This window comes from Candidatus Flexifilum breve, assembly GCF_016713355.1.
On the sequence record NZ_JADJPI010000037.1, the window covers coordinates 1,040,871 to 1,061,694 of the forward strand.

At 55.3% G+C, this 20,824-nt stretch carries 19 protein-coding genes and 1 pseudogene; 7 read left to right on the top strand and 13 right to left on the bottom strand.

Annotation, left to right across the window (positions count from 1 at the left end; translation table 11 throughout):
* Nucleotide 1: 1 nt before the first annotated feature.
* From IPK17_RS35510 to IPK17_RS35520, 3 genes are read right to left on the bottom strand one after another with little or no spacing between them, the layout of a single operon-like run.
* On the bottom strand, nucleotides 2-1,948 hold the full coding sequence (locus tag IPK17_RS35510) for an alpha/beta fold hydrolase (protein WP_343422452.1): 1,947 nt from the start codon (nucleotides 1,946-1,948) through the stop codon (nucleotides 2-4).
* A gap of 17 nt (nucleotides 1,949-1,965) precedes the next feature.
* Nucleotides 1,966-2,172, bottom strand: a complete 207-nt coding sequence (locus tag IPK17_RS35515) for a DUF8691 family protein (protein ID WP_343422453.1) — start codon at nucleotides 2,170-2,172, stop codon at nucleotides 1,966-1,968.
* Nucleotides 2,173-2,184: 12 nt separating this feature from the next.
* Nucleotides 2,185-2,700 (bottom strand): hypothetical protein, encoded by a 516-nt coding sequence (locus IPK17_RS35520; protein ID WP_343422454.1) that lies wholly within the window; start codon nucleotides 2,698-2,700, stop codon nucleotides 2,185-2,187.
* A 204-nt stretch (nucleotides 2,701-2,904) separates the two neighbouring features.
* Here IPK17_RS35520 and IPK17_RS35525 point away from each other — a divergent pair, with 204 nt between their 5' ends.
* The gene (locus IPK17_RS35525; protein ID WP_343422455.1) at nucleotides 2,905-5,511 is read left to right on the top strand and encodes a winged helix-turn-helix domain-containing protein; all 2,607 of its coding nucleotides are present in this window, start codon (nucleotides 2,905-2,907) and stop codon (nucleotides 5,509-5,511) included.
* Between the two features lie 84 nt (nucleotides 5,512-5,595).
* Entirely contained in the window at nucleotides 5,596-6,033 is a 438-nt protein-coding gene (locus IPK17_RS35530; RefSeq protein ID WP_343422456.1) for an SRPBCC family protein, read from the top strand.
* Nucleotides 6,034-6,050: 17 nt separating this feature from the next.
* Here the strand turns inward: IPK17_RS35530 and IPK17_RS41195 are convergent, their stop codons facing one another.
* Nucleotides 6,051-6,365, bottom strand: a complete 315-nt coding sequence (locus IPK17_RS41195; RefSeq protein ID WP_343422457.1) for a hypothetical protein — start codon at nucleotides 6,363-6,365, stop codon at nucleotides 6,051-6,053.
* A 478-nt stretch (nucleotides 6,366-6,843) separates the two neighbouring features.
* On the opposite strand from IPK17_RS41195, the gene IPK17_RS35540 reads away from it, so the two are divergent.
* From IPK17_RS35540 to IPK17_RS40840, 3 genes are all read left to right on the top strand, one after another.
* Nucleotides 6,844-7,932 carry an integrase core domain-containing protein gene (locus tag IPK17_RS35540; RefSeq protein WP_343422458.1) on the top strand — a complete coding sequence of 363 codons (1,089 nt, stop codon included), beginning with the start codon at nucleotides 6,844-6,846 and terminating at the stop codon, nucleotides 7,930-7,932.
* Between the two features lie 139 nt (nucleotides 7,933-8,071).
* Nucleotides 8,072-8,644, top strand: a complete 573-nt coding sequence (locus IPK17_RS40835; RefSeq protein ID WP_350341679.1) for a hypothetical protein — start codon at nucleotides 8,072-8,074, stop codon at nucleotides 8,642-8,644.
* An 80-nt stretch (nucleotides 8,645-8,724) separates the two neighbouring features.
* The gene (locus IPK17_RS40840) at nucleotides 8,725-9,189 is read left to right on the top strand and encodes an integrase core domain-containing protein (protein ID WP_350341680.1); all 465 of its coding nucleotides are present in this window, start codon (nucleotides 8,725-8,727) and stop codon (nucleotides 9,187-9,189) included.
* A 793-nt stretch (nucleotides 9,190-9,982) separates the two neighbouring features.
* On the opposite strand, the pseudogene IPK17_RS35545 reads toward IPK17_RS40840, so the two are convergent.
* From IPK17_RS35545 to IPK17_RS35580, 8 genes and pseudogenes are all read right to left on the bottom strand, one after another.
* A pseudogene (locus tag IPK17_RS35545) lies at nucleotides 9,983-10,300 on the bottom strand (transposase); the annotation flags it as partial.
* 331 nt (nucleotides 10,301-10,631) lie between these two features.
* Nucleotides 10,632-11,441, bottom strand: coding sequence for a sugar phosphate isomerase/epimerase family protein (locus tag IPK17_RS35550; protein WP_343422460.1), 810 nt, complete (start codon nucleotides 11,439-11,441; stop codon nucleotides 10,632-10,634).
* Nucleotides 11,442-11,460: 19 nt separating this feature from the next.
* The gene (locus IPK17_RS35555; RefSeq protein WP_343422461.1) at nucleotides 11,461-12,492 is read right to left on the bottom strand and encodes a zinc-dependent alcohol dehydrogenase family protein; all 1,032 of its coding nucleotides are present in this window, start codon (nucleotides 12,490-12,492) and stop codon (nucleotides 11,461-11,463) included.
* Between the two features lie 43 nt (nucleotides 12,493-12,535).
* A complete protein-coding gene (locus IPK17_RS35560; protein ID WP_343422462.1) occupies nucleotides 12,536-13,603 on the bottom strand; it encodes a hypothetical protein in 1,068 nt (355 codons plus the stop codon).
* A complete protein-coding gene (locus tag IPK17_RS35565) occupies nucleotides 13,594-13,986 on the bottom strand; it encodes a hypothetical protein (RefSeq protein WP_343422463.1) in 393 nt (130 codons plus the stop codon). The genes IPK17_RS35560 and IPK17_RS35565 overlap by 10 nt, the downstream gene beginning before the upstream one ends.
* A gap of 13 nt (nucleotides 13,987-13,999) precedes the next feature.
* A complete protein-coding gene (locus tag IPK17_RS35570) occupies nucleotides 14,000-14,884 on the bottom strand; it encodes a carbohydrate ABC transporter permease (protein ID WP_343422464.1) in 885 nt (294 codons plus the stop codon).
* Nucleotides 14,881-15,777 carry a carbohydrate ABC transporter permease gene (locus tag IPK17_RS35575; RefSeq protein WP_343422465.1) on the bottom strand — a complete coding sequence of 299 codons (897 nt, stop codon included), beginning with the start codon at nucleotides 15,775-15,777 and terminating at the stop codon, nucleotides 14,881-14,883. Before IPK17_RS35575 ends, IPK17_RS35570 begins: the two co-directional genes overlap by 4 nt.
* 102 nt (nucleotides 15,778-15,879) lie before the next feature.
* Complete coding sequence (locus IPK17_RS35580; protein ID WP_343422466.1) at nucleotides 15,880-17,196, bottom strand: ABC transporter substrate-binding protein; 1,317 nt, start codon at nucleotides 17,194-17,196, stop codon at nucleotides 15,880-15,882.
* Nucleotides 17,197-17,424: 228 nt separating this feature from the next.
* Between IPK17_RS35580 and IPK17_RS35585 the strand changes: the two genes are divergently transcribed.
* Both IPK17_RS35585 and IPK17_RS35590 read left to right on the top strand, forming a co-directional pair.
* Nucleotides 17,425-17,871: a hypothetical protein gene (locus IPK17_RS35585; protein ID WP_343422467.1), complete on the top strand. Its 447-nt coding sequence runs from the start codon at nucleotides 17,425-17,427 to the stop codon at nucleotides 17,869-17,871.
* 79 nt (nucleotides 17,872-17,950) lie between these two features.
* Entirely contained in the window at nucleotides 17,951-18,634 is a 684-nt protein-coding gene (locus IPK17_RS35590; RefSeq protein WP_343422468.1) for a response regulator, read from the top strand.
* On the opposite strand, the gene IPK17_RS35595 is transcribed toward IPK17_RS35590, so the two are convergent.
* Nucleotides 18,579-20,705, bottom strand: coding sequence for an ATP-binding protein (locus IPK17_RS35595; protein ID WP_343422469.1), 2,127 nt, complete (start codon nucleotides 20,703-20,705; stop codon nucleotides 18,579-18,581). The genes IPK17_RS35590 and IPK17_RS35595 overlap by 56 nt on opposite strands.
* Nucleotides 20,706-20,824 lie beyond the last annotated feature (119 nt).

Sequence of the window (20,824 nt, forward strand, 5' to 3'; positions counted from 1 at the left end):
TCTAAATCAGAGGCAAACTGCCGTGATACAGACTCCAGATCAGCAGCAGCGCCAGTCCACTGAGCGCGCTCGCCAGCGTCATTACGACCATCGTACTCCGCTTCAGCCACAGCCATACCAGTATCAGCACTGCGATCAGCGTGAGGGCGAGGTTCACGCGCCACAGCAGCAGCCACAGCGAGGCGGATGACGGCAAGCCAAAGCCGAGGAGCGTGACATCGGTGTCCGCGACGATGAAATACAGCCAGACGAGGGACAGCAGATTCAACACGGCAATCCCGGTGGCGAGTAACCAGGGAGCGATCAGCCATCGGGCAAGCCGCCGGGTCGCCAGCCTGACCGCGAAAGCGCCTAGTTGCACGATCAGCACTATCACGGCGAGTGCAGCGGCGGCAATCGGCGCGATGTTCCGACTGGCGCTGATTTCCCGATTGAGTCGGTAGATCAATGGCGTCGGGAGAATGTCTGCACCCGTAGTGACGAAATTCAGCGGTGATAGGTTTTGCAGACAGTCGAGTGCGGGTGCGCGTGACGGATCACTGATAAATGCCGCCGCCAGTTGGTTGGCGCAACTGCTTTGATCCTGTATCCCGTGTCCGAAATACGGCAGTAGGTAGAAATAGCTGCTGCTCAGTTGATTGGCCGCTGCCTGTGTGAAAGTGGGAGAGGTGATCGGATCATATTCTCCGGCGAGGACAAGCGCGGGAATGTCGCTGGTAACTGCTTCGGTTTCGACGGCATCGGCGGTGCCCGCGCCCCAGATCGCGCAGATAGCCGGGACAGAGATCGACGGGAGGAAGTTCGCCAGTTTTGGATATTGGCTGGCAAGTGCGCGCTGCTGCTCAAAATCGTTGAACGGAATTTCTTCGTGGCATTCGGCGGAATAGTGCATCCCCTGTGCTCGCGAGAAGATATTGCTGAAACCTACCTGTGCCACCGGCTCGATCACGCTGGCATTGCCCGCATAGAGTTCTTCAATGATGAACGGCAGGAACCGGATCGTATTGCGCTGGTAGAGCGCGTTGAAGATGCCGATGATGAGATCATCTCCCATCAGGTTGAGCATGACTGGCTCTTCGGTCACTGGATGGGTGACGCGGATAGCGAGTGGCTCGGCGTTGGCGCGGTCGATGACTGTCTGGAAATGAACTTCCAGTTTGGGATAAGCGGCACCGCATTCCGCATCGGCTGCACAGTTAGCGAACAACGTATTTAGTGCCTGTGCCAGCGTTGGGACATTCTGCTCATACATGTTGACAGCGGGGTTATCGACTGAATCGAGCACGACGCTTCGAATTCCGTCGGGATACAGGCGCATCGTCGCCAGCACCAGACGCGCCGCGTAGGAGGTGCCGACCAGATTCCACTGTTCGTAGCCGAGAAGTTGCCGCAGAGCCTCCAGATCAGCGGCGCTCTCGACGGTGTTGTAGGTCGTCAAATCGATGCCTTGTGCGACGAGCTGATCCCGGCACACTTCTGCGGCGGCGACTTCGCGCTCAATTTCGATTTCCCGTGCATCATTCGTCGTGAAATTGGCGAACATCGCCATCTGTACATCGAGGCAGTCGAGTGCGGGCTGCGCGTACTTGTTGCCGCGTTGTTCGACGAAGATGAAGTCGCGTTCACGGAGATACAGCGATCCCGTGTACGCCGCCAGCGAATCAAGCGAACTGCCGCCGGGTCCGCCGCTTGACGGAAAGACGACGGGATCGGGCAGCGGGCTCGCGCTCTGGCTCTTGAGGATGGCGAACGGCAGCCGGATGAGGCGGCTGTCCGGACGAGTGCGATTCTCCGGCACTTCGTAGTAACCGCACTCGACTACTACCCCTGTGGGAACGGGCATGGGGCAGGCGGTCAGCTCATAGCGTGGCGCAGTGGGTTGAGCGCTCACAACTCTGGGGAGAGTCAACAGCGTGATCAGGGTGACGACGAACAGTAGACGTTTCATTATCTTTCCTCTCCTCATTAATCATTGGCTTCCAGAGTTACAGAAATGAGTTTCAAATTCAGGTCACGGAGGCGGGCGAGAAGCCCATGCAGTTCGGTCTGGTCGCGGACGTTTCCGGTCAAAACCGAGTTTCCGTCTGCGATCTGCATGACTTCCCAGCCCTCAAACCACAGCCGCCAGTCTTCGTCCAGCAGCGCTGCCACCTCAACGCGATAGCACGGCATAGGGTCAGCGGTTCACGACTCAATGAAGCGGAAGTTATTGAGGATGTCGTGGCGCGTGCTCAGACTGTCGGCTTCATGAAACCAGAGCGAATACAGACTGCCGCTGTTTTCGACGAGGTAATGATCAAGGATGCTCCCATCCTCAAGGGTGATCTGCACGTGCGTCGCGGGGCGTTCGTCGATCTGTGCAGCGGATACACTCACAGATGCGCTTGCCCACTGCTGACGCAGACGCTCAATTTCCGCCGGGGTATCATGTAGGGACACATCGGCTACCAGCACATAGCTGTTCATGCCATCGGTCAATGGGGCGGGACCAACATAGTATTCCACGCCCCACGGATTGGCAGACGCACTGCTGATCATCCAATCGTCAGGGAGGATGAGACTGAAACCGCCCGCGCTAATTTGGTAGACAGTTGGCGCTGTATCATGGAACGATGTTGTTGAGCTGCTGTTCATCGCGACCGCGCCGATTCCCACCGCAACAATCAGGATCAGAAGCGGAATCCAGTGTTTGAGACTCATGATTTTCCCTTTCAGAGGTCATTTGCTGCGTTTACGATGACTTCATACTATGGAAATGACCGTCGGCGTTCACTACCCCATCGGGTAGAAATCGGGGTAATGTTCAAAATCTCCCAAATGTTTATAATGAACATAGTAATTAACTATTTTGATACTCTATAGGGTTTGACTGTGGACAACGTTCTGGTGTCGACGAAACTATACATGCCTGAAGCGTCTCCCGATCACATCCGCCGTCCACGCCTGATAAATCAGCTCCATGCCGGACTGGCGGGCAAACTCACGTTGATCGCTGCACCCGCCGGATCGGGGAAAACGACGGTGATCGCGGACTGGTTTGCCAGCGAAACGGGAAATGTGGCGCTGGCGTGGCTCGCGCTCGATGCCGAGGATAACGATCCGGCGCGCTTTCTGCGTTATCTGATCGCGGCATTCGAGCAGGTTTGCCCTACGCTGAATCTTCGGCTCGACGGGTTAAGCGGCACTGCGCTGCCGGAGATCAAGAGTCTATTGACGGAACTGCTCAATCAGATCGGACAATCCGGTCAGCGGGTGGTGCTGGCATTGGACGATTACCATGTCATCGAAAACCCAGACCTCCACCGGGGAATGATTTTCCTGCTCGACTACCTGCCATTGAACCTGCATATGATCCTGACCACGCGCAGCGATCCGCCGTTCCCGCTGGCACGCCTGCGCGCTCGACGGCAGATGACCGAAATCCGTGCCGCCGATCTGCGCTTTAGCTTAGACGAGACGGACCAGTTCCTCAATCAGGGAATGGGTTTGAAGCTCGTACACGATGACATTGCCGCCATCGAACAGCACACCGAAGGCTGGATTGCCGGGGTGCAGCTCGCCGCGCTGTCGCTGCGCGGACGCACCGATGTGAAGGCATTCATTCAGGCGTTCACGGGGAGCAATCGCTATATCGCCGAGTATTTGGTTGAGGAGGTCTTTAATCAACTCACCGAAGCATTGCAGTCGTTTCTCCTGAAAACGGCGGTCGTTGAGCGTTTTTGCGCGCCCTTATGCACCCGGCTGACCGGAATTGATGACTCCGCGCCGATTCTCGATACGCTGTGGCAGATGAATCTCTTCTTGATCCCGCTCGACGATGACGGCACATGGTATCGCTATCATCATCTATTTGCCGATTTGCTGCGCTTTCGGCTCAAAAAAGAGTATCCTGAAGCGATCAGCGGGCTCTATCAATTGGCGAGCGCGTGGTGTGACGAACAGGGGTTATCTTCCGAGGCAATTCACTACGCCTTGGCGGGCGAACATTGGGATCAAGCGGCGCGGCTAATCGAACGCTACAGCGATTATTTCTGGGTACGGGGCGAACTCAAGCGCCTGCTGCGCTGGTCGGATCAGCTCCCGCCGGAAGTCGTCGAAGCGTCGGCGGGGTTGTGTGTGCTCAAAGCATGGACGATGCTGCCCGCTGGCGCACTGCGGCAGATGGAGACGTACCTTAGCCACGCTGAACATGCCCTGTCGCAAGCAGATGATGCGGGGCAGTGGCGCGGACGCATTTTGAGTTTGCGCGCGTTCATGAGGCGCATCCTCGACGGCGGCGATTCTGGTTATCAGTTGACCTTACAGGCAAAAGCCGCGCTTGCGCCGGATGATGTGGTGTGGCAGGCATTCACCACCATGAATCTCACCTCGTCCGCGATGATGCGCGGTGATCTGCCTGCGCTGCAGGACTACAACGACCAGACGATAGCGCTGGCGCGGCAGGCGAACGATCTTCACACGCTGGTCACATCCTGCGCTTTTCGTGCGCAAGTGGAACTGGAGCGGGGATCCATGCAATCTGCCGCCAGTTTCCTCACTCGGATCGAAACGACCCTTGAACAGCATCATGCCCAATTGTCGCCTCTGCGCGGTTTCGCCGATATTGCCGCCGGACGCATCGCCTATGAGCGCAATGAACTTGATGCGGCGCGTCACTACTTTGACGTCGGGCTGGAACGCGGACAGGAAGGCGAAGTAGCAGACATCATCATTGATGGCTTGATCTGGTCAGCGCGCCTTCGACAGACGAGCGGGCAGTTCGACCGCGCGCAGCAGTACCTCGATCAATTGGCTGAACAAGCGGCTGCCGTCGGCGTGCCCTGGCTCGTCCAGACTGCCGCCGCCTGTCAGGCATGGCAGCATCTCCTAACCGAACGATTGCATCTCGTAGAGTCATGGGTGGCGCGTCACGCCGAACGGATCGAGCGCGAACTGATTGTGTTTCACTGGTGGTTCCAGATCGAGCAGGTAGTACTCGTCCGCGCTTACCTCGCTCTGGAGGATTTCGAGGCGGCGTACGCTCGCTTAACCCGGTTGATCGCCGTCGCGGAGCAGCAGCGCCAGTCCACGATTCTCGCCCGGTTGTATGTCTTGCTCGCTGTTCTCCATTTCAAGCAGGGAAGACCACGTCGCGCTCAAGCCATCGTTTCTAATGCATTGGAACTCGCCGCCCCAGAAGGCTATGTGCGCGTTTTTCTTGACGAGCTTGCCGCCCTTCAGCCGATCCTAAAAGTGGTCAGCCATCCGTTTGCAGCACGCATCCTTCAGGTAGAGCGCGATCTGAATCCGGCGAAAGGGCGGCATCCCGACTTGCTCGATCCGCTCAGCGAACGGGAACTGGAAGTGCTGCGGCGGCTGCCGGAGGGGCTTTCCAATCAGGAAATGGCGGATCAGTTCTTCGTCTCGGTGAATACGGTCAAGTGGTATCTCAAAGAAATCTACAGCAAGCTCGGCGTGGGCAACCGGACTCAAGCGATTGAGCGGGCGCGTGAACTCCATCTGATCGCCTGACATGTTTTCTACCCGTTCGGGTAGAGATTCGGACGTACACGTCCATTATGCTGAGTTCATACTCGTCTTGTGAGGAATAACATCATGCAGATTGATACGAATGCACCGGTGACCGCCCGTGACTCCATCCTCATCCATGCGCCGCTTGAACGAGTCTGGGCGTTGCAAGCGAATATCGAGCAGTGGACGCAGTGGCAGCCGAATATCAACCGCGCAGTGCTAGAAGGTGAACTGAAAGCAGGCAGCGTGTTTCGCTGGAAAGCGCAGGGCTTGGCGATTACGTCGACGCTGCAAGTGGTTGACCCGTGCCACCAGATTGGCTGGACGGGGGGTTCGCTAGGCATGAAGGCGATTCATCTGTGGCACTTTGAGGCGACTCCCGAAGGCACGCGGGTCACGGTCGAGGAATCGTTGTCGGGCTGGTTCACGCGCTTGCTGGCTTGGTTTGACCGGGCATTCCTGACGAAATCAATCGCGTCTTCGCTCGCGTTGCTCAAAGCTCAAGCGGAGAAGTCAACATGACGGCGTTGAATTTAGGTTTACGATTTCTGCTGGAACTGGGGCTGCTGGCAACGTTGGGGCACTGAGGTTTTCAGGGGAACGGCGGCGTTCTCCGTTGGGCAGCGGGTATTGGCGCGTCGCTGGCTGCGGCAGTCATCTGGGGAGTGTGGATCGCCTCCAAAGCGAATCATCGACTGGCTGATCCGCTGCGCTTGATGGTTGAAGTCATCCTGTTCTTGCTTGGCGTATGTGCGTTGTGGTTTGCAGGACAGCATCGAGCCGCCGTTGTGTTCGGCATATTTGTGCTGATCAATCTCGTGCTGCTCACGATCTGGCAGCAGCGTTAGCGTCATCTTTCAGCTTAGGGTAACCGTTGGTCTACAGGGGCAATACGCCGGGTGAATAACATTGTTCCCAGACATTTGCCCTAATTGAGTTCCGACATCTGCCAGAATATCCGCCGCAGCAAATATCCCCCTTCAACTCAACCCATTTTCCGAAGAAACGCCCCTGCGCCTTCCCTTAAACTGAGGCTGAAGTGTTGAGCAAGGGCTCCAAATCTGAATGGGTCAAAGCGCGCCCAACACCATAGTCTGAAGGGAGTTCATCAGTGCGTAGACGGGCATAGTGGCTGCTGTTCTGTATCTTCTTACTGTCGGTTCCTGTTACCGGGTTGTACGCCCAGTGTGTTCCGCGCGCCGATTGGACAGATCTCCATACTTGTATGGTGGAAAAACTCCGTCTGACACCGACCATGACCTCAAATAGAAGGGAAGACCATGCTATGCTTCTCTCCTATTAATGTCTAGCCGAGACGTGATCCCCTGACTGATGGTCTATCACTTCCTACTGTGCCTTATCACACTCATCGTTGACCTGTTTGCGTCCATCCGCCTTGCGCCCGACGAGAAAGACTTGCAGATTGCGCTCCTCCAGCAGCAACTCCGTGTGCTAGAGCGCAAAGTCAAGAAGAAACCGCGTCTCTCGCGTCCTGAGAAGCTGATGCTCGTTGCCTTCACGACCCGTTTGCAGCGCCAAACGCAGCGGTGGCAGGAGCGACTGCGCGAAGCCGTGTTGCTGGTTCAACCGGAAACCGTGCTGAAATGGCATCGAGAACTGGTGCGTCGGAAGTGGACTTTTCGGCGACGAAACCACGGAGGACGTCCAAAGCTTGACGGCGAGATCGAGGCGCTGATCGTGCGGATCGCGCGAGAGAACCCGCGCATGGGGTACGATAAAATCCAAGGCGAGTTGTTGAAACTTGGCTTCGTCGTTGATCCAACGACCATCAAGAACGTCCTGCGCCGTCATCGCCTGCTGCCTGCGCCTCAACGCGGCAAGAGTTCGTGGCGCAGCTTTCTGAAGCACTACCGAGAGCAGATGCTCGCGTGCGATTTCTTCACCGTAGAAACGCTGCAACTGCAAACGCTGTATGTCCTCTTCTTTATCGAACTGGGCTCACGGCGCGTCCATCTCGCGGGTTGCACCCCCCACCCCGATACTGCTTGGGTTACTCAACAGGCGCGGCAGTTCGTCTGGCAGTTGGATGAGTCGAGCATACCGATGCGCTTCCTCATTCATGACCGGGATAGCAAATTCACAACCAGCTTCGATCAGGTCTTCGTCTCAGAAGGCATAGACATTGTGCGGACGCCGTTTCGAGCGCCGAGAGCCAATGCCGTCGCTGAACGGTGGGTACGTTCAGTTCGTCAAGAATGCCTTGACCACCTGCTGATTTTGAATCAGCGGCATCTCATCCGTGTTCTCAAGGAATACATTGATTATTACAATGTGTCTCGTCCTCATCAGGGACTCGATCAGCAAGTGCCTATTCCTAGACCACGTTCTCCACAAGGGGTCATCCGATGCCGCGAGGTTCTCGGAGGCATTCTGCACGATTACTATCGCGATGCTGCTTGAATTTCCCCTCGGATGAGGTTGTATGGCTTTTCTGAAACAGTTCCTCGATTAGCTTCCTAACATCGTGACCCGTTAATCTTCGCGGTAGCAACCGAAGAGGGAGGAAAAACGATGGGAAGCCGAATGGGAACTGGACCGCATTCGCCTGTTTCAATTACGCCGTCAGTATCCAGACTGGACCTTAGCTCACCTGGCGCACTCCCTAGGACGCAGTCTGAGTTGGGTGAAGAAGTGGCTCAAACGGTTTCGGGAAGCAGAACCGCCGTCGCTGGCGATGTTTAGGAGCCGTCCTCGAGTGCCAACGAGACATCCTTTTCAAGTGGTACCGCTCGTTCGCGATGCCATCCTCAGTCTTCGTGATGAACTCAAAGCTCGCTACGGGCGGGTAGTCGGTGCCAAGCCCATTCTGTACCACCTCCATCACGACCCGGTTTTACGTCAGCGGGCAGTGTATCTACCGCGCTCAACCCGCACCATCTGGCGTATATTGAAGGAAGCAGGACGTATCCCGACGCGAGTACACGAACGTCATCCCCTGGAGCGTCCTGAACCGATGCAGCACTGGGAGATGGACTTTGGACAGGTGGTGACGCCCTGGAGTTTTTGTCGGTCGTCGACCGGGGAACTTCCATTCTCGTCGATACACAGACGCAGACACACTACAACGCTGAAACTGCATTGCTGGCAGTTGCGTCTTTGCTGCTGCGCCTAGGACTGCCACGCCAACTGCGGTTTGACAATGATGCCCGGTTTGTTGGGAATTGGCTGACCGACGGTTATCCCTCACCGCTCATGCGCTTCTTGTGCTGCGTCGGCGTTGAACCGGACGTGGTTCAACCCGGAAAACCCCAGCACAAACCATTCGTTGAACGCTCTATCCGCACCCTCAAGCACGAGTGTCTATGCGTGAACCCGCCAAAGGATTGGCGCGAGGCGGCTGACCAGTTACAGATCTACCGTGACTTCTACAACCATGAGCGTGCCAACCAGTCCTTAGCCTGTGGCAACCGTCCACCGGGTCAAGCATTCCCTCAACTCCCAGTGCTCCCCCCGTCCCGGACATGGTCGACCCGATACTTGGCTCACCCATTATCATCGTCGCCTGTTTCGTCGGCGGGTTGGACGCAATGGCATTATCTCCGTCGGACGATACGATTACTACGTTGGCTATGCGCATGCTGGAACCCGAGTGGGTGTCTTGCTCGATGCCACACGCAAAGTATTTCATGTTCTTCAGGGCGGTATGCTGTTATGTGAGCGGGAGATCCAAGGGCTGCTCGGGCAGCAGATGCCCTTCCAAACGTATCTTAAGCACATGCTAGAGGAGGCGCGCACCAACTAACCACAGCCATTCATCCTCCAGTTCCCTCCCTCAGTCTTTGCCATCTGCTCACTCAGGCCCACAACCAGCCACGATCTCAGGCAGCTAGTCGGGGAGCCATTCCAGAAAAGCCATACAAAGGTTTTTCCACCATACACGGTCTGAGCGCGTCTTGGCTAGCGACCAACTGCAACTGCGTTTCCCTTGGGGATACACCGCAGAAGTATGCTCGCAGTCAATGCTGAAATGGCGGCTGTCATAGCCGGACTGGCGCACTTGCCAGCTGTTCTCATCTGGAACCGCGCCCATGAGTTCAATCTGGTGCTACTCCTAGGCATTAGCCAGCTGTTCGACCGACATATAGCCCCTGGTCAACGAAATGCTCAGCCGGGAGGCAGCCCTTTTGGGCGAGATGGTCATGCACAATGGGAGTAACGGAATGATCCGGTTCCGTACTTGAACGGGTTTCGACGTTGACGATGAGATGCGGGAGGTCCGTAGCGTACGTTTCCGTCAGCTGAACTTTGTAGCCCGTCCAGGAAACATCGCGTTTGCTGCTGTAGCGCGCCTTCACATCGTAGGGAGAAGCAATGCGTTGCGCCGACGGTGGTTGGTCCTTCGCCTCCCGTAAACGAACGTGACCATCCTCTTGGTCGAAGTTTTGCAGCCAGAGCTGCCATAGGATAGTGACCGCAGGAAGGTTGACCAACTCAAGAGATGACGCTTCGTGACCGAGAAGTCGAAACCTGCATCGGTCAACTCCAGACTCAAGGCATACTTCCAGTCAATCCGTCCGCGCACGGCATCTGCTGCCTGGCGATCCGTCAGGTTTTCTGCAAATTGCAGTACCGTCACCAGCGCTAATCGCCACGGCGTTTCGGCAGGACGACCGACCTTGGGGAACAGATCGACAAACTGCTCGTCGGTGAAGAGCGTTCCCAGCTCATCGCGCATCTGCATCGCCCGATTGCCTTGACGAAAAGCGGCTTTCGCAACACACTGCGTCTCTTCGGGGATTTCCGAAACCAATCGAGGCTGCAAAGACATCATGGAACTCCTTGTGAAGTTGAGGCTGGAAACACGACCTTATTCAGCGTATTTTCCCTCACACTCCCTCCTGCGTCGATTCGCCAACAACATCAATTTGCGGATGAGCCATTTTATCGGGGGTAGAACACGTGAAGCTGTGAGCGAATCAGTGGATTAACCTTTTTCAAAGTAGAAACACGTTTCGTTCTAAGACATTGTGCTAGGGAAGCAATTGGCCGAAGATAATCCTATTTCGTATAGTCCTAAGAGCCCTAGAAACAGACTGTTCAGGGCTCTTGATGGATTTTGGCAGAGAAAGTTTGCGGCTTTAATTACCGCACCAACGACTTCATATAGTCGTAGGCTTGACGAGCCATTTGTCCGGTTCAATATCCCGGCGATTGAAGGCGATCTCCATTGTCAGATAGCCCTGATAGTCGATTTCTTTGAGTGCCGCGACCAGCGAAACGAAATCGCCGCGACCTTGCCCTGGCGGCAGTCGGTCATTGTCGGACAAATGCAGATGATGGAGATTCTTGCCCATCTGATAGACGTAGTCGGTCAAGACTTCGCTGCGATACATGGCATGGATCGTGTCAAACATCAATTTGACGTTTGGCGCGCCGACGTCTTCCATCAACTGGATTGCATCGTCGCAACCTTCGATCAGGTTGGTATCCACCGCTTGGGGTTCGACTACCATCGTCACGCCGTGGTCGGCGGCGATTTTCGCGACCTCAACCAGACAACTCCGACTCCAGTCCCACGCCTGCGCGCGGGACACGCCGAAGATTTGCCAGCCCGCCAGATAAATGACGGTTTTGCCACCCCACTGTGCGCATAATTCGATCACTTCTCGATACTGTTGTACGGTTTCCTGCCGCTCTTCCGGGAGGATCGAAGCCGGGTTATAGCCGGGGCCGCCGCCGGGGGCCGGCAGCATGCTGGACACAGCGATCCCGTTGTCGTCCAGCACCTGCTTGATGAACTGGCGGCGTTCGTGATTCAAATACTTCGGGTAGGCGTGCGGACTTGCCGCGCCGATCTCAATGCCGTCATAGCCGATGCGAGCCAAACGCTTGATTGTTTCTTCGAGCGGATAGGCAGGAACCCACACGGGAAAACTCGAATAGACCCACGTATTGAATGAAAGTTTCATTTTGTGCTCCAGAGTGTTGTTAATCCCACACAAAAACGACTTTGCCCGTCTGTCGCTGATCGAAGAGTTGGAAGGCTTCGGCAGCGTGGTCGAGCGAAAACCGATGTGTGATCATCTTGTCTACTGCAATCTGACGTTCGACGACGAAATTGACCAATTCTGTCCATTCACCAATGGGGAAGTACCACGCACCGATCACGGTCAGCAGCTTGCGGATCATCTGGTCGCTGGGGTTAATAGTCGTCGAACGCGATTCACCTACAAACGCGACCTTGCCGAGCTTACGCGCCGCATCGAGCGCGGCATTCTGCGCGACCGGATGGCCGGAGCAGTCAATCGCCGCATCGACGCCTCGTCCGCCCGTCAAGGCGCGCAGGCGTTCAACCGCGTTTTCCGTCGAACTGTTGACCACTTCATCCGCGCCCAGTTGCTTTGCCATCTCTAGACGACTGTCCAGTACGTCGACGGCGATCACCCGCGCCCCGCGCCCCTTCGCAATGAGAATGCCCGCCGATCCCATTGGCCCGATGCCGAAAATCGCGACGGTATCTGTCCCGGATATGTCGAGTCGCTTTTGCGTGTGATACTGCGTCCCAACCATATCAGTCATGACTGCGCCCGCCTCGAACGAGAGGGTGTCGGGCAGTTTGAGACAGTTGTACGCCGGGGCGATGACATAATCCGCATCGCCACCGTTGAGATCGAAGCCGAGACACTTCCACTGATCGCAGAGCATCAGGTCGCCGTTGCGACAATGCGTACACGAGCCACAGCCGAAGGCGAGGTAGACAGCCACCCGGTCGCCTGCTTTGACCTCGGTCACTCCCTGACCTACTTGGACGACTTCACCGGCGGCTTCGTGACCGGGGATGATTTGACCCGTCAGCGTCGCATCCCCGCCGACGATCGGATTGCCGTTATAGAGGCTCATATCGCTGCGACACAGCGCCGATGCCCGCGTGCGGATGAGCACTTCGTCCGCTTCCGGCTGCGGAACGGGTCGCTCAACAATTTGAACTTGTTTGCCACCGGGAAAAAGAACTGCTTTCATAACCATCAACTCCTAAGTAAGGGGTAGCAGCACAGCATACATTCTAAAGTGGGTAGTGACGCTCAAGTGCGCCAACGGCCACAGCAACTGGTGTTTCCATGCGATCGACTTCTGCTTTCCAATCTGCGAACTGCCCATAGGCCGACCAGATCGTCGAACCGGAGGGCAGCTCAGGGTACTCATTCTCGCCGTTCGTTCCCCAGTTGACCCACCCGCTGTCGTAACGCTGCACAATTTGCATACGTGGAATCGGGCGATTGACGTAGCGCACGAACGAGTAATCGGTGAGCGCACTGTACTCACATGTCTTCTGCGCGTTGAGCGGGAAGATCGTTTGCTGCGGTTCGCGATTCACGTCGACGGCATCATCGGTGTATTTCATCAGATTGTGCTCTTTGTCCGACCACACGATCTGGTTGGCGCTTTTCCAGATACGCTCGACTTCTTCGGTCAACACTTCACGGGGCAGGGCCATTTCCAGCACGCAGAACATGCGCCAGTAATTGTCCCAGTGCCAGCTCGCCGGGTCTTCTGCCGGATCAATGCCAAGCTTGGCCATCGCCGCACTGACCGCTTCCGGGTTGCGGTTCTGCAAATCTTTCAGCCGCTGGAGTAAAATCTCGGCGTACAGGTCGCCTGCACGGTAGCGTGTGCCGTCGTAGTGGCGGTAGGTGGAGAGGAGAAGGTTGTTTTTGCCGCTCTCGATTTCATCGCCAACGGTGATGCGATTGCGTACCGGTTTGCCGTCAATTTTCGTCTCGTATTCATCCACAAAATACGTGCGGACAAACCATGATGACTTCCAATAGAATGACCACACCACATCGATTGACTTATTCGTCAGTTCGGGGAGCAGTCCGTTCGGCACATTTACTTTCATCCGGTATTGACACAGAATAGGGCCTTCCGTGATCACCTCGAAGTCGGCAATCGCGTGCGCGGGCGGATTGACCAGCCCATTTTCCGGTGTGAAGAATGGCCCATATACGCCTCCGAACGCATTTTTGTTGTTCTTGATCAGGTTGATGCTCTGATTTTTGTCTTCGAAGTGGCGAATACCCCATTTGCTGCCGCCGTGCCCCTGCGGTGCCGCGGCAGAGTTCAAGCACATAAGCGTCCTGTATCTAATCGACGAAAACCATCAGCCAGCGCGCTCGGCAGCTGCTGAATGCCCGTGTATGCCTCTGGTTGATGAGCGTCTGGGCTAAAGTAGAGATAGTAGGTGTGGCTGCCCGCACCGGGAGCAACTGACGCAAGAAAATGGATCATTGCTGCTTCGAGTTTGCCATCTGCGCCGATCGTCGATTGCGCGATCTGAAGCGGGATAGTCGTACCTGTGCTGTCAGTTAAGCATAGTCCAGTCGGATGCGGACGCACAATCGGAAAGGCGAGCGCCAGCGCCACCGGCTCATCGTCGCGCCCCCCGCCCAGACTGTCGTACACTGTGAGCGGAAAACGATAGCGAAAATCACTGTGCCAATTCGATTTAGACATGTTTAAGTATCCTTTATTCTTTGATTGCGCCGAAGGTGATGCCCTGATGGAAGCTGCGCTGAGTCAGCAGATAGACAACGAGAATGGGGGCAAACATAATCACGGTGGTGGTGGCAACCAGCTCATAGTTGAAGGTGAAACGTCCCATGAAGTCGATGATTGACACGCTCATCGGCTTGACCTCCTGACGTGTGGCGATCACGAGCGGGAAGAAGAAGCTGTTCCATGCCCACATAAACTCGATCAGACCGAGAGACATAATCGATGGACGCGACAGCGGAACGATGACATAGCGCAGCAGCTGCACATCCGAACAACCATCGATGATGCCGGCTTCGAGCATGGACTTGGGAATCTCTTTGAAGAAGGTGGTCATCAGAAACACGCCGAAGGCCAACCCGAGCGCCACCTGCGGCAGGATTAAGCCGACACGGGTGTTAAGCAGATCAAGGTCCTGCAGTAGGTTGTATACGGGAATTAGCACGGACGTTTCCGATACCATCAGCCCTATCAACACGGTGATGAACAACACCTGCTTGCCGAAAAAACGATAGGTCGCAAAACCGTAGCCTGCCAGCACGGACAGCACGACCGAGATCACTGTAGTCGAAGCCGCGAGCACAAAGCTGTTGATGACATTGCGGTAATAACCGCGCTCCACAAGGATCAGGCTGAAGTTGCTCCAGCGCGGAGCTATAGGCGGCGCGACGATGCTCTGAAACAGCTCTTGTGACGATTTGAGCGATGCGTTGAACATCAGATAGATCGGAAACAGCGCGATAATGGCGGCTATGATGAGCACCGCATGGATCGTGACATTACCGAAAAGTCTGGATGCGCCATAGCGCTGGTGTGCCTTGCGGCTGATTGGCAATCGCGAAGCGATCGTCGTCTTCATATTTCCTGATCCCGGACAATGTGACGAATGATAAAAATGCTGCTTACGAGAATGATGGCGGTCAGCACCGTACTCATTGTCGCGCCATAATTGATGCGCCCTTCACGGAGGAAGATGTTATAGATATAGACGCCGACGATCTGACTGGCATCATTCGGGCCGCCATTGGTCGCCACAAACACCAGATCGAAGAACTTCATCGAATTGATAATCGTGTACACCACCACGAACATGATTGTATTGCGGAGCAGGGGGATCGTCAGGCGGATCAACTGCTGCACCGCGTTCGCGCCATCCAGCTTAGCGGCTTCATACAGCTCCGGGCTAATGTTCTGTAAACCAGCGAGGAAGATGAGGACGACAAAGCCGACATACGACCAACTGCCCATCATGTTGAGACAGAAGAGCACAATCGATTCATCGGCGAGCCAATGTCGCGTCCAACCAGCCAGACCGAGCAGTTCCAGACCTTGATTCAACGGCCCAATGTTCGGGTCATAAATCCAACGCCAGACAATCGCGACGATCAACGCGGCAACTGTGTGTGGGATGAAGTAGATGCTGGCGTAAATCAAGCGGCTGCGACGACGACCAGAGAGCAGCACCGCGAGCAAAAACCCGATCACCACCGGAATGGCGATGCTCAGCAGCACCCAGATGATGTTATGCCAGACCGCACCTAAAAACACTTCGTCCTGAAAGAGGGTGGCGTAATTTTTGAGGCCGACAAAGAAGTAATCGCGGGAACGTGGGGTTGGGGCATCCATGAAACTGAGGACAAAATTTCGGATGATGGGATAGTAAATCCAAATGCCGAGATAAATCAGCGCCGGTGCGATAAACAGCAGCGGCTTTATTTTTTTCGAGAGCGTTACGGATCTGCTTATGTTCATTTAGAAAGCCGATGTCATTCGTAGGCGAGGACAGAAATCTCACGTCTGGGATGCGGGTGAACACACCCCAGACGTGTTATTCAGCGAACTTAGTACGGCGAATTACTGCTGTCTTTCGCCTGGAGCCCAGACTTGGCCCAGTTCAACGGCAATGGCGGCCTGCTCGTCCATCGCGTTCAGGAATTCCTCGATGGTCAATTCGCGGCTTAGTACGCCCTGCATCCCTTGATACAGTTGGCGGACGACATTTGGCGCGGTCGTCGTGTGGAAAGCATCCACGTTGACATCCTGCATCGCCTGCCCAATGCTGAACGCTTTTTCGATCACCGGGTCGAGGTCATACTGCGACCAGTCAATCGGCTGCGCCTGAATTGGGATGGTGTAACCCTGTTCGATCCAGGTGGATACCCACTCGGGCGAAGTCATGAAGTTGATGTAAGCGGCTGCGAGATCGGGGTTCTCCGTACCTGACCAGATGTAGTAGGCTGAGCCTTCCGACATGTGGGTCGCCTGCGGGAGGCCTTCCTTCAACTGTGGCATGTAGAAGATGTCGAGTTCGCCTTGCGGCACATTGCCCACCACATCATGGATGACCCATGTGCCTGTCCAAATGGCGGTCGCCCGCCCAGTATAGAACTGTCCAAGCGAGTCGCCGTACTCAACGCCGTTGAAGCCTTCGGAGAAGCAGTTGGCGTCGACCATCTGGAGGATCATTTCCAAGGCTTCGACCAGCTCAGGGCGGTTCCAGTTGCTTTCGCTGCGCAGGACTTCCAGACCGACTTGCCGACCGCCCACCAGCGCGACCATATCGGTGAACATGTTGGCAGCCGGCCACTGCGTACCGTTGCCGAGCGCGATCGGGATGTATCCCGCGCTGCTGGCTACCTGACACCAATTCAGGATATCGTCAAACGACTGCGGCGGTTCAAGACCGAGTTCGCTGAAGATGCGCGTGTTGTAGTAGACGTATTCGAGATCCTGTTCCCACGGATAGGCGTAGAGCTTGCCATCATACATGTTACGCTCAATAGCCCACTGTGGCAGACGATCCCACCAACCGTATTGATCGGCGTAGGGGGTGAGGTCGAGGAGGAATCCTTCACGTGCATACGCGGTCAAGCCCGCGCCCGAAGGCCATGAGTAAAACACATCGGGCGCATCGCCAGAGTTCAGCGCCAACTCGACGGCATTGCGGATGGGCAAACCGCCGCCAAAGACCGAACGATCAAGAAAAACATTCGGGTTTTCTTCCTGCCATGCGGCATGAATGATCTCGAGCGCAGGACCGGCCGCCGTCATTCCGTAGTATTCGAATTGATCCCAAACTTCCAGAAAGCCACCTTCATCTTGTGCGGAAACAAGTGTGCCCGTCAGGACGAGAAGAAGCAGAAATATTGCGAGTAACTTGACTGTCTTCATCAGCGATCTCCTACCAAGTAATATAAAACTAGCGAGATGATCTGTAATCTCATGTGTCAATTCGTGTCCATGACCTCCTTTGCCAACGCGTATCCAGCTGAGGTGCTTGATCGGAAACGCTTGTGGCTGAACCCTATGCCTCGTGGTATATGTTGACAGCATGACGTTATCATGCAGAATGTGCCCTTGGTGTGCCATAGTTCTGCCACATTGTGCACAGAGAGACGAATGAATGTGACCATTTACCCGGCAGAATTTGAGGAACAGGTACGGGAATGTCTCGCCAACCTGTATGACTTTACGATGCTGCAGAGCAATCCGTTAGTACAGCGCCTCGCCCCAGATCTGCCCGGAACGCGGCAGGTGCAGGCAGCGCGCCAGATCATCATCGACAAAATTGAAGCGCTCAAACTCAAGGATGAAGCGGGATACCGGTCTAAGCAAACACGTCCCTATCACATTTTGATGCTGCGCTACGTGGATGAGACACCGGTGCAGGAGATCATGCACCAGTTAGCCCTTAGTCATCGGCAGTTTTATCGCGAACATCGCCGTGCATTGGAGGCGTTGAGTCAAATCCTTTGGTTGTACGTCAGTCAGCCCGCCGACCCACAGGGACATCCATCAATCACGCTCGAGTCCCGAAATCCAGCGCGCCTACACTCAGCATCCTGAGGCGAACAAGCGCAGTGATATTGACGATCTCATCCTTGGCGCGATTCAAGCGGTCGAGAAATTGGCAGAGCAGCACCATGTGCACATTGATTTGGAAAAGTTGGATCAGGATACCGCCTTTGTACGCATCTCGCAGCTGCTTTTGCGCCAATGTTTGATTTGGCTGTTGTCGCAGGTGGTCAAAGTAGCTAATGACGATGGCAAACTCACCATCTGCTATGAACTGAGCGACAACCTGCTCCAGATTCACCTGTTCGGCTTGAGTCCTACCACCAGTCCCCTGTTGATGCAGCACATCATGGCGGACGAGACATGGCAGCATTTTGCTCAGAGTCTCAGTTTACGCTGCCTGCAAGCGACCGACGATGATCCCGACTTCACGCTGCTCGTCCCCTACGAAGAACATACCATCCTCGTTATCGATGACAACCCGGATGTAGTGGATTTGTTCCGACGCTATGCCGCGGCCTCTGGCTATAACGTCATCGGCGCAGCCAGTGGCCGCGAAGGTCTGGCAATTGCGCAGACCAGCGAGCCGAGCCTCATCATCCTCGATGTGATGCTCCCTGAACAAGATGGTTGGGAAACTTTGCAGCGCCTCAAAGGGCATACTACGCTGCGCAATATCCCGGTCTTCGTATGTTCGGTTCTGGAAACGCCCGACCTCGCCTTATCGCTGGGTGCGCGCGGATTTCTAAAGAAACCGCCTAATCAACTGGCTTTCTTGTCCCTTCTTGATCAAAATACGGCTTCAACTGACTGACGAACGCATCCAGACTATTGACGAGTTCGATGGGTTCAAAGCCACAAGCACGGGCGATTCGGATCTCGCCGGACAACCGCGGCACAATCGCTTCTGCAGCGCCTTTGGCCGAGACGACAATGATCGGAATTCGTGATAAGTTGGAGTCGGATTGCATTACCTCGATGACCGAGAAACCATCGATATCTGGCATAAGGATATCCAGAATCACGACATCGGGTCGCTGCGCGCGCATCTGATACAATCCGTCGTGTCCGCCATATGCCTGTCGAATCGTGCAGATTGGCAGTGTGGCTTGCAGCATGCGGCGGAACATCCGAACCACATCGGGTTCGTCGTCGATGATGAGGATGCTGCTCACCGCACAATTCAGGTTTTCGATGGCTGCTAGAATGCCTTCGCGCGAGATCGGTTTGACGAGGTACTCGTGAATTCCGAGCGTTTGCATCGCCCGCCGGCCGCTCGGCAAATCACATTCGATGATCGACGTCTCTGGGCTTGCCACCTGAATTGCTTCAATTCCCTGCGGCGTCAGGCTGCGGAAGTGAGCGATAACGGCATTTGGTCGCAGTGCCGAGATCAACGGCAGAGCAGATTCTGGATGATGCGCTTCGACCACTTCGCTGTTGCGAAAATAGCCGCGAAACAGATGCCGCACCGCAGGGTCAGGATCGGCGATCATGACTTTGCGATAAGCGGGTGATTGTCCCGGTTTCGTAGTGTTGTGCAGCGCAATGGCGGGCAGGTGATTGGTCAGGGGCAAGGTGAACGAAAAGGTGCTGCCTTGCTCGGGGATGCCCAGACTTTGCGCCCACATTCGCCCGCCATGCTGCTGCACGAGCTTGCGACTCAAGGTTAGCCCTAACCCCGCACCGCCCCGCTGCCCGTGGCGATCTGGGACTTGATAGAACTCATCGAAGACGCGATCAATATTCTGCGGGGTAATCCCGATGCCCGTATCACGTATATCGATCTGTACCGCAGCATCCTCAAGCACCGCAGCCGACATAGTAATGTTGCCCCGATCGGTAAACCGAACTGCGTTCCCCAGTAGATTGAGTACCACCTGGCGAATACGGGTCTGATCGATCCAGATGTGTGGCAGTTCCGGCGGCAGATTGACGACCAGATTGAGACCTTTTTCCTCGATCATGCCCCGAGCAATGTCGGCGGTTTCCTGCAAAACAGAGCTGAGATCGCTGTATTCCCGGATGATGGCCAGATGTTCCGCCTCGATCTGCGAGATGTCGAGGATGTCGTTGATCAGACTTTGCAGGTGTTTGGCGTTACGGTAAATTGCACGCACATCCGGTCGATACGCTGAAGGCAGGGGAACGCCGTAAGCTTCCGGCGTCATCGCCATGACTTCGCTGAAACCCACGATCAAATTGATCGGTGTCCGCAGTTCATGGCTAACATTGGCGGCGAACAGTGCTTTTACGCGGCGTGCATCTTCCGCCACATCGCGCGCATGGCGCAGTTGACTGTTCATATGCTGCAGGCGTTCTTGCGCTTCGCTTAAGCTCTTTGACAAAAAGGCCAATTGCGCCCGGCTGGAACGTGCTTCATCCATCTGAATTAACATGTAACGCTGGTAATTGAGCGAGATCTCAATCGCATCAACCAAACCGCGGGAGAGGATGAACCCGACGCCCCACAGCATCCAGATCAAAGTGATGTAGGTGACCGTATCCTCGGGTGTGCCCGTCGCTATACTCAATGAGCTGCCCAACGCGACAACTGCCCCGATGCGATTATTGGTCAAATGGCTGACGACCGGGATCTGCACGGCCAGAATGCCTACAAATAACGTGTGCGGGTGATTCAAGAGCATGAAGGCAGTTAGCAGCCAAAGCCCGGCCATGAAAACAACCGTAGCCGCCACAAACCCCATTTGTCGAAAAGGGTAGCTGATCAAGCATAACAAAATTACGGCGACACAGTAATAAGTGACCGCTGTACTCACCGCGAAGATACTGCCCAGCCACGCACACAGCAAAATGCCAATCCAGAAAGAAAATTGTATTTGCTTGTGGATCTCCCCAAATTCATCAACGTATTTTTTGTTCATTGCACCCCTTAATTGATGGCCAACCTAAGTTTCTCGTCTCATTGTATCCGAGTTAAACGTGTGGGGGTTGTAAAACGTCAAAGTGTAAAACTGTAAGTCGTCAAAGCAGCCTGTTGAAA

Excerpts from the sequence above, each read along its gene's own strand:
- IPK17_RS35520 (WP_343422454.1), bottom strand. The coding sequence starts at position 2,700 with ATGAGTCTCAAACACTGGATTCCGCTTCTGATCCTGATTGTTGCGGTG.
- IPK17_RS35540 (WP_343422458.1), top strand. The coding sequence starts at position 6,844 with ATGGTCTATCACTTCCTACTGTGCCTTATCACACTCATCGTTGACCTG.
- IPK17_RS41195 (WP_343422457.1), bottom strand. The coding sequence starts at position 6,365 with ATGACGCTAACGCTGCTGCCAGATCGTGAGCAGCACGAGATTGATCAG.
- IPK17_RS35560 (WP_343422462.1), bottom strand. The coding sequence starts at position 13,603 with ATGTGCTTGAACTCTGCCGCGGCACCGCAGGGGCACGGCGGCAGCAAA.
- IPK17_RS35525 (WP_343422455.1), top strand. The coding sequence starts at position 2,905 with ATGCCTGAAGCGTCTCCCGATCACATCCGCCGTCCACGCCTGATAAAT.
- IPK17_RS35570 (WP_343422464.1), bottom strand. The coding sequence starts at position 14,884 with ATGAAGACGACGATCGCTTCGCGATTGCCAATCAGCCGCAAGGCACAC.
- IPK17_RS35555 (WP_343422461.1), bottom strand. The coding sequence starts at position 12,492 with ATGAAAGCAGTTCTTTTTCCCGGTGGCAAACAAGTTCAAATTGTTGAG.
- IPK17_RS35530 (WP_343422456.1), top strand. The coding sequence starts at position 5,596 with ATGCAGATTGATACGAATGCACCGGTGACCGCCCGTGACTCCATCCTC.
- IPK17_RS35565 (WP_343422463.1), bottom strand. The coding sequence starts at position 13,986 with ATGTCTAAATCGAATTGGCACAGTGATTTTCGCTATCGTTTTCCGCTC.
- IPK17_RS35510 (WP_343422452.1), bottom strand. The coding sequence starts at position 1,948 with ATGAAACGTCTACTGTTCGTCGTCACCCTGATCACGCTGTTGACTCTC.
- IPK17_RS35580 (WP_343422466.1), bottom strand. The coding sequence starts at position 17,196 with ATGAAGACAGTCAAGTTACTCGCAATATTTCTGCTTCTTCTCGTCCTG.
- IPK17_RS35595 (WP_343422469.1), bottom strand. The coding sequence starts at position 20,705 with ATGAACAAAAAATACGTTGATGAATTTGGGGAGATCCACAAGCAAATA.
- IPK17_RS35550 (WP_343422460.1), bottom strand. The coding sequence starts at position 11,441 with ATGAAACTTTCATTCAATACGTGGGTCTATTCGAGTTTTCCCGTGTGG.
- IPK17_RS35575 (WP_343422465.1), bottom strand. The coding sequence starts at position 15,777 with ATGAACATAAGCAGATCCGTAACGCTCTCGAAAAAAATAAAGCCGCTG.
- IPK17_RS35515 (WP_343422453.1), bottom strand. The coding sequence starts at position 2,172 with ATGCCGTGCTATCGCGTTGAGGTGGCAGCGCTGCTGGACGAAGACTGG.
- IPK17_RS35585 (WP_343422467.1), top strand. The coding sequence starts at position 17,425 with ATGAATGTGACCATTTACCCGGCAGAATTTGAGGAACAGGTACGGGAA.
- IPK17_RS40840 (WP_350341680.1), top strand. The coding sequence starts at position 8,725 with ATGCGCTTCTTGTGCTGCGTCGGCGTTGAACCGGACGTGGTTCAACCC.